Source organism: Burkholderia sp. NLJ2, assembly GCF_049487195.1.
Classification (GTDB): domain Bacteria; phylum Pseudomonadota; class Gammaproteobacteria; order Burkholderiales; family Burkholderiaceae; genus Burkholderia; species Burkholderia pyrrocinia.
In genome coordinates this window covers 3,215,110-3,228,100 of sequence record NZ_CP137808.1, presented here as the reverse complement: position 1 = coordinate 3,228,100, position 12,991 = coordinate 3,215,110, and the positions used below count along the sequence as shown (strand labels likewise).

General features: G+C 66.0%; 16 protein-coding genes. 13 read left to right on the top strand and 3 right to left on the bottom strand.

From position 1 onward, the window contains the following. Positions 1-12: 12 nt before the first annotated feature. Positions 13-816 carry a ComF family protein gene (locus R9B84_RS14875; RefSeq protein ID WP_423758508.1) on the bottom strand — a complete coding sequence of 268 codons (804 nt, stop codon included), beginning with the start codon at positions 814-816 and terminating at the stop codon, positions 13-15. 83 nt (positions 817-899) lie between these two features. On the opposite strand from R9B84_RS14875, the gene R9B84_RS14870 reads away from it, so the two are divergent. From R9B84_RS14870 to R9B84_RS14835, 8 genes are all read left to right on the top strand, one after another. Continuing rightward, positions 900-1,865, top strand: a complete 966-nt coding sequence (locus R9B84_RS14870) for a methyltransferase domain-containing protein (protein WP_423758507.1) — start codon at positions 900-902, stop codon at positions 1,863-1,865. 195 nt (positions 1,866-2,060) lie between these two features. Further along, positions 2,061-2,585 carry a DUF2244 domain-containing protein gene (locus R9B84_RS14865; protein WP_423758506.1) on the top strand — a complete coding sequence of 175 codons (525 nt, stop codon included), beginning with the start codon at positions 2,061-2,063 and terminating at the stop codon, positions 2,583-2,585. Between the two features lie 57 nt (positions 2,586-2,642). Further along, positions 2,643-4,238 (top strand): cytochrome c oxidase subunit II, encoded by a 1,596-nt coding sequence (gene coxB / locus R9B84_RS14860; protein WP_423758505.1) that lies wholly within the window; start codon positions 2,643-2,645, stop codon positions 4,236-4,238. Between the two features lie 43 nt (positions 4,239-4,281). Then, positions 4,282-5,889 (top strand): cytochrome c oxidase subunit I, encoded by a 1,608-nt coding sequence (gene ctaD / locus R9B84_RS14855; RefSeq protein WP_423758504.1) that lies wholly within the window; start codon positions 4,282-4,284, stop codon positions 5,887-5,889. Positions 5,890-5,958: 69 nt separating this feature from the next. After that, on the top strand, positions 5,959-6,099 hold the full coding sequence (locus R9B84_RS14850) for a cytochrome oxidase small assembly protein (RefSeq protein ID WP_047899092.1): 141 nt from the start codon (positions 5,959-5,961) through the stop codon (positions 6,097-6,099). Positions 6,100-6,134: 35 nt separating this feature from the next. Then, positions 6,135-6,743 (top strand): cytochrome c oxidase assembly protein, encoded by a 609-nt coding sequence (locus tag R9B84_RS14845; RefSeq protein ID WP_423758503.1) that lies wholly within the window; start codon positions 6,135-6,137, stop codon positions 6,741-6,743. Positions 6,744-6,759: 16 nt separating this feature from the next. Further along, entirely contained in the window at positions 6,760-6,960 is a 201-nt protein-coding gene (locus tag R9B84_RS14840) for a DUF2970 domain-containing protein (RefSeq protein ID WP_096471841.1), read from the top strand. 138 nt (positions 6,961-7,098) lie between these two features. Beyond that, on the top strand, positions 7,099-7,956 hold the full coding sequence (locus tag R9B84_RS14835; RefSeq protein WP_423758502.1) for a cytochrome c oxidase subunit 3: 858 nt from the start codon (positions 7,099-7,101) through the stop codon (positions 7,954-7,956). Between the two features lie 183 nt (positions 7,957-8,139). On the opposite strand, the gene R9B84_RS14830 is transcribed toward R9B84_RS14835, so the two are convergent. Further along, positions 8,140-8,349: a twin transmembrane helix small protein gene (locus tag R9B84_RS14830; protein WP_034179103.1), complete on the bottom strand. Its 210-nt coding sequence runs from the start codon at positions 8,347-8,349 to the stop codon at positions 8,140-8,142. Positions 8,350-8,433: 84 nt separating this feature from the next. Here R9B84_RS14830 and R9B84_RS14825 point away from each other — a divergent pair, with 84 nt between their 5' ends. Genes R9B84_RS14825 through R9B84_RS14805 form a run of 5 tightly spaced genes read left to right on the top strand, consistent with a single transcriptional unit; the run spans position 8,434 to position 12,516 of the window. Next, complete coding sequence (locus tag R9B84_RS14825; RefSeq protein WP_423758501.1) at positions 8,434-9,144, top strand: SURF1 family protein; 711 nt, start codon at positions 8,434-8,436, stop codon at positions 9,142-9,144. 60 nt (positions 9,145-9,204) lie between these two features. Beyond that, positions 9,205-9,831 carry an SCO family protein gene (locus R9B84_RS14820; RefSeq protein ID WP_423758500.1) on the top strand — a complete coding sequence of 209 codons (627 nt, stop codon included), beginning with the start codon at positions 9,205-9,207 and terminating at the stop codon, positions 9,829-9,831. A 25-nt stretch (positions 9,832-9,856) separates the two neighbouring features. Continuing rightward, positions 9,857-10,969 carry a COX15/CtaA family protein gene (locus tag R9B84_RS14815; protein WP_423758499.1) on the top strand — a complete coding sequence of 371 codons (1,113 nt, stop codon included), beginning with the start codon at positions 9,857-9,859 and terminating at the stop codon, positions 10,967-10,969. An 8-nt stretch (positions 10,970-10,977) separates the two neighbouring features. Next, positions 10,978-11,880 (top strand): heme o synthase, encoded by a 903-nt coding sequence (gene cyoE, locus R9B84_RS14810; protein WP_423758498.1) that lies wholly within the window; start codon positions 10,978-10,980, stop codon positions 11,878-11,880. Positions 11,881-11,898: 18 nt separating this feature from the next. Then, positions 11,899-12,516: an SCO family protein gene (locus R9B84_RS14805; protein ID WP_423758497.1), complete on the top strand. Its 618-nt coding sequence runs from the start codon at positions 11,899-11,901 to the stop codon at positions 12,514-12,516. Positions 12,517-12,660: 144 nt separating this feature from the next. Here R9B84_RS14805 and R9B84_RS14800 read toward each other — a convergent pair whose 3' ends face one another. Continuing rightward, entirely contained in the window at positions 12,661-12,951 is a 291-nt protein-coding gene (locus R9B84_RS14800; protein WP_047899084.1) for a YciI family protein, read from the bottom strand. Between the last annotated feature and the right edge of the window lie 40 nt (positions 12,952-12,991).

The window sequence follows — 12,991 nt, the reverse complement described above, 5'->3', positions numbered from 1 at the left end:
CTCCCTATCTAATTAATCCCTGGCGGTGCGCAGCGCAACCAGATTCGTCACGCGCGAGGCGCCCGCCGCCTTCAGTGCGTGCGCGGCGGCCGCGAGCGTCGCGCCGGACGTCATCACGTCGTCGACGAGCGCAACGTGGCGGCCCGCGACGTCGCCTGCCACTGCGAACGCCGCCATCATGTTGTCGCGCCGCGCGCGCAGGGCGAGCCGCGACTGCGGCGCGGTGTCGGCGACCCGCGCGAGCAGCGCTGCATCCGCATGCACGCCGAGCCGGCGCGCGAGCGGCCGCGCGATCGCCCATGCCTGGTTGTAGCCGCGCGCGACGAGCCGCCTATGCGACAGCGGCACCGGCGCGACCAGGTCGAAGCTGCCGGTGCCTTGCGTATCGTCGACCAGCCGGGCGAGCCGGGCCGCGAATTCGGTGCCGAGCGCGAGCCGCGCATGAAACTTCAGGCCACGCGCGAGCCCGTCGAGCGGCGCGCGGTAATCCGCGAGCGCGAGCGTCGCATCGAACGGCGGTGGCGCGGTGCGGCACGCGTCGCAGCGGTACGCGGCCGCGCGGCCGGCGCCGGTGTGCCTGCCACGGAGCGGGCGCGAACGCAGTTGGCCGATGCCCAGCGGCAGCGCGCAGACGTCGCAGCGCAGCCGTGCTTCATTCCAGTACGCTGCGTCGCAGGCAACGCAAATCACGGCGTGTGACAAATTGCCGCACAGTGCGCAGCGATTCGGCAGCGCGACTGCGGCGACGCGCGCGGCCAGCGCGCGGACCTGCGACAAAACGACGCGCATCGTGCGCGGAGCGGAACTGCGGATCATCGCGAACACTCCTGGCAGCCCCGCCTCGATGAAGCCTGCGGGGCGAGCGAGTATACTTCGGGCTCTTCGCCAGTGTGCCCGACATGTCCCCAGCTTCGACTTCAACCAGCCGTCCGGCCAATGACGCCAGGCGCCTGCGGCGGATCTTCGATCGCCGTGCCGCCACGTTCGACGCGGTCGCGTTCCTGCCGCGCGAGATCGCGCAGCGGATGAACGAGCGCCTCGAATACATCAAGGTGAGCCCCGCGGCCGTGCTCGATGCGGGCTGCGGCCCGGGCGACGATCTGCCGGCGCTGCGCGCGCGCTTTCCGGAGGCGCCCGTATTCGGCGTCGACCTGTCCGGCGCGATGCTCGCGCGGGCCGGTCAGCGCGAGGTCGAGCAGACGAGCTGGCGCCGCTGGCTGCCGGCTTCGCTCGGCCGGGCGCTGGGCCAGCGCGGCCCGCGCGTCGCGCAGGCCGACTTCGCCGCGCTGCCGTTCCCGGGCGGCGCGTTCGACCTGATCTGGTCGAATCTCGCGCTCCACTGGCATTCGCGTCCCGACGCGGTGCTGCCCGAATGGCAGCGTGTGCTGCGCGTGAACGGGCTGCTGATGTTCAGCACGCTCGGCCCCGACACGCTGCGCGAGCTGCGCGCGGCTTGCGCGGACGCCGAAGCGGCGCTCGGCATCGCGCCGCCCGCCGCGCGCGTGATCGATTTCGTCGACATGCACGACCTCGGCGACATGCTCGTCGAGAGCGGCTTCGAGATTCCCGTGATGGACCAGGAAGTGCTGACCGTCACCTACAAATCCCCCGACTCCCTGCTGGCCGACGTGCGCCGCTGGGGCGCCTATCCGTTCGAGCGGGCAGCGCCGCAGCACGCGACGCGGCGCTTTCGTGCGGCGCTTGGCGATGCGCTGGAAGCGCGCCGGCGCGCGGACGGCACGATTGGCCTGACCTTCGAGGTGATCTACGGCCACGCGTGGAAGGCCGTGCCGCGCACGACCGCCGAAGGGCACGGGATCGTGCGTATCGAGGACATCGGAAAGGGGCGTCCGAAGAATCGGTAAAGCGGTAAAGAGGGGTTTTGTTATGTCTGAAATTAGCGGCGCGAAGCGGGGTCGAATTGGCGCCAAAAATGGCCGGAAAGCTTGTCGCGCTTGGCTTGCGGGGCGATAGGCGCTTGCTTGTGGATGCCATTGAACCCGCCTATAATGCGTCAGCTTGTCGTCCCGGGGTCCCCGCAATACGGGGCGGCGAGTCCGATGCAGGCATGCATCGCATGCCATTCGCGTGAGGCGGCGATGGAAGCAGCGAGGGTTTTGGCGGAGACGACGAACGGCGAACCGGTCCTCGAAGACTGGCTCATGAAACGCAACTGTTCGGCGTCGCCACGCCAGTTCGTGCTGTTTTACGCGTCGCTCGCAGGCTTCTCGCTGGTGATCGCGACGGTGCTGATGTGGCGGGGGGCTTGGCTCGTCATGCCCTTCACCGGAATCGAGTTGCTGGCGGTGGGTGTCGCATTTGCGATCTATGCTCGCCATGCGGTCGATTACGAACGCATCAGGCTGTTTCCGCACCGGCTCGTGATCGAGCGGATGGATGCGGAGCGGCTCACGCAGATCGAATTCAACCCGCGCTGGGTGCGGGTCGAGCCGGGTGCGACGCCACGCGATCCGATTCGACTGGTATCGCGCGGGCAGACCGTCGTAATCGGGCAGCATCTCGCGCAGCACAAGCGTGCGCAGTTCGCCGACGAACTGCGCGTGTCGCTCAGGCGCTGCGGCTGACGAGGCGCGGGCACCGGCCGGGAACAGGCCGGCGGCTTGCGACGGGGGAGGGTTTGAATGGAAATTTTGGGTAAGGATGCTATGAAAACAATCAAGCGAGCCCTCGCGGGCGTGCTGGCATGCAGCGGTTTGCTCTTTGCCGGTGCCGCCCTGGCGGTCGGTGATAGCCCGGGCGGCCCCCGTGTCAACGAGATCAACTTTCAGCCGCCTGTCACGAAGATCGCCGAGGAGCTCTACGATCTCCACACGATGATGCTGATCCTGTGTACGGTGATCTTCGTCGGCGTGTTCGGCGTGATGTTCTATTCGATCTTCGCGCACCGCAAATCCAAAGGCCACAAGGCCGCCAATTTCCATGAAAGCACGACCGTCGAGATCATCTGGACGATCGTGCCGTTCGTCATCGTCGTGCTGATGGCGCTGCCGGCGACGAAGGCCGTCGTCGCGATGAAGGACACGACGAACGCCGATCTCACGATCAAGGTCACCGGCTACCAGTGGAAGTGGGGCTACGACTACGTGAAGGGCCCGGGCGAGGGCATCGGCTTCCTGTCGACGCTGAGCACCCCGCGCGACGAAGTGATGGGCAAGAAGCCGATCACCGACACCTATCTTCAGGAAGTCGACAACCCGCTCGTCGTGCCGGTCAACAAGAAGATCCGCATCATCACGACCGCGAACGACGTCGTCCACTCGTGGTACGTGCCCGCGTTCGGCGTGAAGCAGGATGCGATTCCCGGCTTCGTGCGCGACACGTGGTTCAAGGCCGACAAGGTCGGTACCTTCCGCGGTTTCTGTACCGAGCTGTGCGGCAAGGAGCACGCGTACATGCCGGTCGTGGTCGAAGTCCTGTCGGACGACGACTACGCGAAGTGGGTCACCGCGCAGAAGGCCAAGATGGCCGGCGCGGCGGTCGATCCGAACAAGGTCTACACGATGGCCGAACTCGTCGCGCACGGCGAGGAAGTCTACAAGGCGAACTGCGCGGCCTGCCACCAGGTGAGCGGCAAGGGCCTCGGCGCATTCCCGGCGATGGACGGCAGTCCGATCGTGAACGGCCCGATCGCCGGCCACGTCGAGCGCGTACTGAACGGCAAGGGTGCAATGCCGTCGTGGGCGTCGCTGTCGGACCTCGACATCGCATCGGTCATCACGTACGAGCGCAATTCGTGGGGCAACCACAAGAACGACCTGCTGCAGCCGAAGCAAGTGGCTGCCGCGCGCAACGGCAAGATGCCGGAAGACACGGCAGGCGCAGCGGCGCCGGCCGAAGCGGCTTCGGCACCGGCGCAAGCCGCGTCGGGCGCAGCCGAGCAGCCGGCGGCAGCGTCGGCATCGGCCGCACTGTCGACGATCTACTTCGAGACGGGCAAGAGCGTGCTGCCGGCCGACGCGAAAGCGGCGATCGCCGCCGCGGCCGACTATGCGAAGGCACATCCGGACGCGAAGCTCGCGCTGTCGGGCTTCACCGACAAGACGGGCTCGGCCGACGCGAACGCCGAACTGGCGAAGCATCGCGCACAAGCCGTGCGCGACGCGCTGAAGGCAGCAGGCGTGGCGGAAGACCACATTATTCTCAAAAAGCCGGAAACGATCTCGGGCGGGGCAGACGCGAAGGAAGCCCGGCGTGTCGAGATCGGGCCGGCGGCTTGACGTGTCGCTGAGTTAGTCGACGTATTCGCATTAGGAGATTCTCATGTCTAGCATCGGGCACGACGTAGCCGCGGACCACGCGCACGACGACCACGCGCACGAAATGCCGCACGGCTGGCGGCGCTGGCTGTTCGCCACCAACCACAAGGACATCGGTACGCTGTACCTGCTGTTCTCTTTCATCATGTTCCTGTCGGGCGGCGTGATGGCGCTCGGCATCCGTGCCGAACTGTTCGAGCCGGGCCTGCAGATCATGCGTCCGGAGTTCTTCAACGAACTCACGACGATGCACGGCCTGATCATGGTGTTCGGCGCGATCATGCCGGCGTTCGTCGGCTTCGCGAACTGGATGATTCCGCTGCAGATCGGCGCGTCCGACATGGCATTCGCGCGGATGAACAACTTCAGCTTCTGGCTGTTGCCGGTCGCGGCAGTGCTGCTGGTCGGCTCGTTCTTCGCGCCGGGCGGCGCGACGGCCGCCGGCTGGACGCTGTACGCGCCGCTGTCGACGCAGATGGGCCCGGGCATGGACTTCGCGATCTTCGCGGTGCACATCATGGGCGCGTCGTCGATCATGGGCGGGATCAACATCGTCGTGACGATCCTGAACATGCGCGCACCGGGCATGACGCTGATGAAGATGCCGATGTTCGCATGGACGTGGCTGATCACGGCGTACCTGCTGATCGCCGTGATGCCGGTTCTGGCAGGCGCGATCACGATGGTGCTGTTCGACCGCCACTTCGGCACGTCGTTCTTCAACGCGGCAGGCGGCGGCGACCCGGTGATGTACCAGCACATCTTCTGGTTCTTCGGCCACCCCGAGGTGTACATCATGATTCTGCCGGCGTTCGGGATCGTGTCGCAGGTGATCCCGGCGTTCGCACGCAAGACGCTGTTCGGCTATAGCTCGATGGTGTATGCGACGGCTTCGATCGCGATCCTGTCGTTCATGGTCTGGGCGCACCACATGTTCGCCACGGGCATGCCGGTCACCGGTCAGCTGTTCTTCATGTACGCGACGATGCTGATCGCGGTGCCGACGGGCGTGAAGGTGTTCAACTGGCTCGCGACGATGTGGCGCGGTTCGATGACGCTCGAAACCCCGATGCTGTTCGCGATCGGCTTCCTGTTCGTGTTCACGTTCGGCGGCCTGACGGGCCTGATGCTCGCGATGGCGCCGCTCGACATCCAGTATCACGGTACCTACTTCGTGGTGGCGCACTTCCACTACGTGCTGGTGGCAGGCTCGTTGTTCGCGCTGTTCTCGGGCTGGTACTACTGGGCACCGAAGTGGACGGGCTGGATGTACAACGAGACGCGCGGCAAGATCCACTTCTGGTCGTCGATGATCTTCTTCAACCTGACGTTCTTCCCGATGCACTTCGTCGGTCTCGCGGGCATGCCGCGTCGTTATGCGGACTACCCGGCGCAGTTCACGGACTTCAACCAGGTTGCGACGATCGGCGCATTCGGCTTCGGCCTCGCGCAGGTGTACTTCCTGTTCGCGGTCGCGCTGCCGGCCTACCGTGGCGGCGGCGAGCTGGAAAAGGCGTCGGACAAGCCGTGGGATGGCGCGACGGGTCTCGAGTGGACGGTGCCGAGCCCGGCTCCCTTCCACACGTTCGAGCAACCGCCGCACGTCGAGTAAGTTTCACTGTGCGCTCCGCCGCTGCCTGCCGCGCAGGCAGGCGCGGCGGGCGCCGAACCGAAGTTTCAGATGAACCGGAATCCACAAGAAAGACGATCGCCCGAGCAGATTCGCGCGGGCAACAAGCGGCTCGGCCTCATCCTGCTCGTCATCGCCGCCGTTTTTTTTGTGGGTGTCGTGATCAAGCAGTGGTGGCTGTCCACTCACTGATGCTGTAACTGACGCAGTTGCGAGGAAGTTGACGTATGTCGAAGCCGGAAGAGGGCGCCGTCGATCGCGCATTCAATCGTTCGATGCTGGTGAAGCTCTTCGTCGTGGCCGGGCTGATGTTCGGTTTCGGCTTCGCGCTGATCCCGATGTATCGCGCGATCTGCCAGATCACCGGCATCAACAACCTGGTGCAGCGCGACGTCAGCGAGCGCGAGGTGAAGAACTCGCAGGTCGACACCAGCCGCACGGTGTCGGTCGAGTTCGATGCGAACGCGCGCGGTCCGCTCGGTTTCAAGCCGGAGCACAACAGCCTCGACGTACATCCGGGCGAACTGACGACGATCGTGTACGACGTGACGAACGGGCAGGGCCGGCCGGTCGTTGCACAGGCGATTCCGAGCTACGCGCCGAAGCAGGCGACGGAGTTCTTCAAGAAGATCGAGTGCTTTTGCTTCACGCAGCAAACATTGGCCGCGAACGAGTCGCGCAAGATGCAGGTGGTGTTCGTGATCGATCCGAAACTGCCGAAGGACGTCAAAACGATCACGCTGTCGTACACGTTCTTCGAGCTCAATACGCCGGCTGCGCCGGCGCCGGCGACGCGCAGTACCGCGGCGCAGGGCGCGGCGAAGCCGGATGCATGACGACGGAGGCGGGGCGATGACGGAGGTCAAGCGGGGCGGGTCGTTCGGCCAGGCGGTGAAAGCGGTGCTGTGGTCGTTCTTCGGGGTGCGCAAGCGGCGCGACCTGGAGGCCGACGCGACGCAGCTCAATCCGCTGCACGTGCTGATCGTCGCGTTGATCGCGGCCGGCGTGTTCATCGGCGTGCTGATCCTGATCGTGCGTGCCGTCGTGGGCTGACGCCCGCGGCCACGAAAGAATGCAGTGCGCAGCGCCACGGCGCTGCGTGCGGGAAAGAGCGGTGGCGGTCGCGCCGCGCAAGAAATAAAGCCGGAGCGGTTTCCGGTACATAAATTGGACTGAAGTGGAGAATCAAGCATGAGCGGTCAAAACCAGACCCCGTACTATTTCGTGCCGCATCCGTCGCACCATCCGATCAGTGCGGCCATCGGGCTGCTGGTCATGCTCGGATCGACGGCGCTGTGGATCAACGGTCACGACTGGGCGCCGTTTACGGCGCTGCTCGGCCTGCTGTGGTTGCTCTTCACGCTGTATCACTGGTTCGGCGACGCGATCGCCGAATCGGAAGGCGGTCAATACGGCAAGAACGTCGACAAGTCGTACCGCTGGAGCATGAGCTGGTTCATCTTCTCCGAAGTCATGTTCTTCGGCGCGTTCTTCGGCGCGCTGTTCTATGCGCGTGAAATCGCGCTGCACCAGCTCGGCAGCCTCGACTACAAGCTGATCTGGCCGGACTTCTCCGCCGTGTGGCCGAACGAAGGCCCCGCCGCGCTCGCCGGTCACTTCAAGACGATGGGCCCGTGGCCGATCCCGACGCTCAACACGGCATTCCTGCTGTCGTCGGGCGTGACGCTGACGATCTCGCACCACGCACTGCGCGACGATCATCGCAACAAGGCGATCGCATGGATGGTCGCAACGCTCGCGTTCGGTATCTGCTTCCTGTTCCTGCAGGGTTTCGAGTACTACCACGCGTACAACGAACTGAACCTGACGCTGAATTCGGGCGTGTACGGTTCGACGTTCTTCCTGCTGACCGGCTTCCACGGCTTCCACGTGTTCCTCGGCGGCACGATGCTCGCGGTGGTGCTGGTGCGGATGATCCGCGGCCACTTCACGCCCGAACATCACTTCGCATTCGAAGGCGCCGCGTGGTACTGGCACTTCGTCGACGTCGTCTGGCTCGGCCTGTACGTCGTCGTCTACTGGCTGTAAATGGAAAACGGCCCGCGCAGCAATGCGCGGGCCGTTTTCATTGGTGTTGGCCCCGCAGCGGCTGGCTGCGCGTCGACACCACCCTGGCGCCGCCGCGACTCAGTCAGGCGGCGCTTTTGCTTGGTGCTGCGGCCGTGCGGCGAAATGTCACAGCGGTTGCAGCGGGCCGCGGCGATAAATGCGTCAACGGCCGATCGGCAGGCCGGTCGAATGGATCCAGCCCATCCAGTTCGCGAGCAGGATGAACAGGAACAGCGAGACCGACAGCCCGACGCGGGTGGCGAGCGACCAGACCATGCGTTTCGTGTGGCCGCGGTCGTGCATCATGAAGTAGAGCGCCGAGCCCATGCTGGCAATGATGAGGACGAAGGCGATGGGAACGAGTATGTGCATGACACGAACCGGACGACGGCAATTCGAAAGGAAGGGGATAATTATCGCACTTCGCTTTCGCGAATGTGCCCGGCGGGCCGCACGATGAAGATTCGCTGGTTGCCTGCGCTGCTGATTCTCGTCGTCGTCGCGGTCACGATCCGTCTCGGTTTCTGGCAGCGCGACCGCGCGCACCAGAAGGAAGCGCTGCAGGCGAGCATCGTGCGCTACGAGCATGCGACGCCCGTCGATGTCGGCGCGCAGCCGATTCCGCTCGCGTCGATCGAGTTTCATCGCGTGCGTGCGAAGGGCCGCTTTCTGCCCGAGCAAGCCGTGTTCCTCGACAATCGGCCGTATAACGACCAGCCGGGTTTTTACGTCGTGATGCCGTTTAAACTCACGGGCGGCGGCGTCGTGCTCGTCAACCGCGGCTGGCTGCCGCGCAACATCGCAGATCGCACGGCGATCGAGTCGTTCGCGACGCCCGCGGGCGACGTCGAGATCGTGGGCATCGCGCGCGCCGACGCGTCGCGTGCGTTCGAGCTCGGCGAAGGCGGGTCGGCGGCGCACCAGAAGATCCGGCAGAACCTGGACGTCGCCGCGTATGCGAAGGAAACGGGGCTACCGCTGCAGCCGTTCGTGATCCAGCAGACGAGCGGCGACGGCGACAAGCTCGTGCGCGACTGGCCGGCGGCGACGACCGGCGTCGAGCGCAATTACGGTTACATGTTTCAGTGGTGGGCCATGGCGGCGGCCGCGCTCGGCTTCGGCCTGTACGCCGCGCGGCGTGCGGCGAAGAAGTCGGCCGGCGCGTGAGCGCCATGCCAGGACGCGGCACAAGCGCCGCGGGTTCGTTTCGAGAGGTCTGATTTGTCCATGCAATCTTCCCGTCAGGGTCCGGCCGCTGCGCCGATCTCGCCCGCGGCCCGCAAGCGCGGCCGCTGGATGCTCGTGCTGCTGGGTCTCGTGTGCGCGGCGCCGATGCTCGCGTCGTACTTCACCTATTACGTGATCAAGCCGAAGGGCGGTTCGACGAACTACGGCACGCTGATCGAGCCGCAGCGCCCGATCCCGGCCGATCTGCAGGTCACCGACGAAACCGGCAAGACGGTGCCGCTGTCGTCGCTGCGCGGCGTGTGGCTGTTCGTGATGACCGACCGCAGCGCGTGCGACGACGCGTGCGCGCAGAAGCTCTATTTCATGCGCCAGATCCGCGTCACGCAGGCGGGCGAACGGCACCGGCTCACGATGGTGTGGCTGCGCAGCGATGCGGGCGCGATGCCGCAGAAGGTGCTGGAAGCCTATCCGGACACGCGCCGGCTCGTCGCCGATCCGGCCGCGGTGGCCGCGTGGCTGCCGGCCGACGCCGGCACGAAGGACAGCGACCATATCTACATGGTCGACCCGAACGGCAACCTGATGATGCGCTTCCCGAAAGACCCGAATCCCAGCAAGATCAAGTCGGACGTCACGAAGCTGCTGAAGTGGTCGAGCATCGGCTAAGGCAATACAACGAGGCACCATTCCGATGTCGTATCTACTGCAACTCGGCCTGATCGGCTTCTGCATCGCGCTGCTGCCGCTGTCGTATGTGTGGGTGAAGGCCGACGACGGCAAGTTCCGCAAGCTCGTGTGGATCACCACGTTCCTGACCCTCGACCTGGTGATGTTCGGCGGCTTCACGCGGCTGACCGATTCGGGGCTCGGCTGCCCGGACTGGCCCGGCTGCTACGGCACGTCGTCGCCGTTCATCGCGCACGCCGCGATCACGGCCGCGCACCAGGCGATGCCGACGGGCCCCGTCAGCATGACGAAGGCGTGGATCGAGATGATCCACCGTTATTTCGCGATGGCGATCGGCGTGCTGATCATCGCGCAGGTCGTGATCGCGTGGGCCGCGCGGCTGCGCCGCCGCCCGCTGCACGTGTCGCCGTGGTGGCCGACGAGCCTGCTGCTGCTGATTCTCGTGCAGGGCGCCTTCGGCGCGTGGACGGTCACGATGAAGCTGCAGCCCGTGATCGTCACGATCCACCTGCTGCTCGGCCTCACGCTGCTCGGTACGCTCGGCTGGCTCGCGGCGCGGCAGACGCCGCTGCCGTCTCATGACCCGGAGGCCGGGCGCTATCGCGCGGCCGCGCTCGCGGCGCTCGTGCTGCTGGTCGTGCAGATCGCGCTCGGCGGCTGGGTGAGCACCAACTACGCAGTGCTCGCGTGCACCGATTTCCCGACCTGCAACGGCCAGTGGATCCCGCCGATGGACTTCCAGCACGGCTTCCACCTGTGGCGCGCGCTCGGGATGACGAAAGACGGCGACGCGATCACACAGGATGCGCTGGTCGCGATCCACTGGACGCACCGCACGTTCGCGTTCGTCGTGGTCGCGTACCTGGTCGCGTTCGCGTTGAAAATGCGCCGCTTCGAATCGCTGCGGCGGCCCGCGAACGGCGTGCTGCTGGTCGTCCTGCTGCAGTTCGTGACGGGCCTGACCAACATCGTGCTGCAGTGGCCGCTGCCGGTCGCCGTCGCGCACAACGGCGGTGCCGCGATCCTGCTGCTGCTCGTCGTCATGTTAAACTTTCGCATCCTTTCAAGCCGCCCCGGCCGTGTCGCGCAGCCTGCGCGCGACGCCGCCCCGGCGTGACCGCCCCCATGCAAAGCACCCTCTCCCAATCGCCCGGTAGCCGCTTTTCCCAGTACATGGCGCTGACGAAGCCGCGTGTCACGCAGCTCGCGGTGTTCTGCGCGGTGATCGGCATGTTCCTCGCGACGCCGGGCATGGTGCCATGGCATGTGCTGATCGGCGGCACGATCGGCATCTGGCTGCTGGCCGGCGCCGCGTTCGCGATCAACTGTCTCGTCGAACAGAAGATCGACGCGATGATGCGCCGTACCGCATGGCGCCCGTCCGCGCGCGGCGAGATTACGACGCCGCAGATCCTGGTGTTCTCGGCCGTGCTCGGCAGCGTCGGCGCATGGACGCTCTATACGTTCACGAATCCGCTGACGATGTGGCTGACGATCGCGACGTTCGTCGGCTACGCGGTGATCTACACGCTGCTGCTCAAGCCGATGACGCCGCAGAACATCGTGATCGGCGGCGCGTCGGGTGCGATGCCGCCGGCGCTCGGGTGGGCCGCGGTCACCGGCGCGGTGCCCGGCGACGCGTGGATCCTCGTGCTGATCATCTTCGTGTGGACGCCGCCGCATTTCTGGGTGCTCGCGCTCTATCGCCGCAAGGATTACGAGAGCGCGGGGCTGCCGATGCTGCCCGTCACGCACGGCGAGAAGTTCACGCGGCTGCACATCCTGCTGTACACGGTGATCCTGTTCGCCGTCACGCTGATGCCGTTCATCTCCGGGATGAGCGGGGCTGTCTACCTGACGAGCGCAGTGCTGCTCGGCGCGGTGTTCCTCGCGTATGCGTGGAAGATCTACCGCGACTATTCGGACGAACTCGCCCGCAAGGCCTTCCGCTACTCGATCGTCTATCTGTCGCTGCTGTTCGCCGCGCTGCTCGTCGATCACTATGCACGCCCGCTGCTCGGCGTGTAACCGCACGGTTTGAACGCAATGCTCCATTCACGGTTCGGGCGCCGCGCGCGCCAAGGCTGGATGCTCACGTGTGCATTCGCGGCAGCGCTGCTGCTCGCCGGATGCGACAACGCGCCGAAATTCCAGAATCTCGACCTCACCGGCAATACGCAGTTCGGCAACGACTTCTCGCTGCCCGATACCGCCGGCAAGGTACGCACGCTCGCCGACTTCAAGGGCCGTGCGGTCGTGATGTTCTTCGGCTATACGCACTGCCCGGACGTGTGCCCGACCACGATGGCCGAGCTGTCCGAGGCGCTGAAGCAACTCGGGCCCGATGCCGCGAAGCGCGTGCAGGTGCTGTTCGTCACCATCGATCCGGAGCGCGACACGCCGGCGCTGCTCGGCCAGTACGTGCCCGCGTTCGATCCGTCGTTCGTCGGCCTGCGGCCGGCCGACGAAGCGGCGCTGAAGAAGGTCACGAAGGATTTCCGCGTGTACTACGCGAAGGTGCCCGGCAAGACGCCCGGCAGCTACACGATGGATCACACCGCCGCGAGCTATGTGTTCGATCGCGACGGCAAGCTGCGCCTGTTCGTGCGCGACGGCCAGGGCCCTGGCCCGTGGGTCCACGACCTGAAGCTGCTGGTCGGCTGACAGGCAGGCGTCGGGCGCCCGGCCCGGCGTTTCGCGTGACGGCCGTGTTGCGCCGTCACGTATTCACTCTTCCCCTTGTCGTTTGCATGCGCTGCCCGCCGGGCGGCGCGTCGGCACGCGCGTGCGTGCCGCGCAGGTACCGCGTTACGGCAGCGCCGGCACGTTGAAGCCGGATGCGGCGCGCGTGATCCGGAATTCCGTCACGCGATACGTCGCGAGCCCCTCGGTGACGAACGGGTCGGTCTTCAGGATCGCGTCCAGTTCGTCGCGATCGATGCGGGCCGCGAGGATCACGCCGCCTTCGCGCGGCACCTTCGGCCCCGCCGCGATGAAGATGCCCTTGTCGAGCAGCGGCTGCAAATACGCACGGTGGCGTTCGAGCGCGTCGTCGATGCGCTCGAGCGATGCCGTGTAGTGGATGTCGATGACGTACATGGATGGCCCCGGAATGGCGCCGACGCTTCGCGCGCCGGCC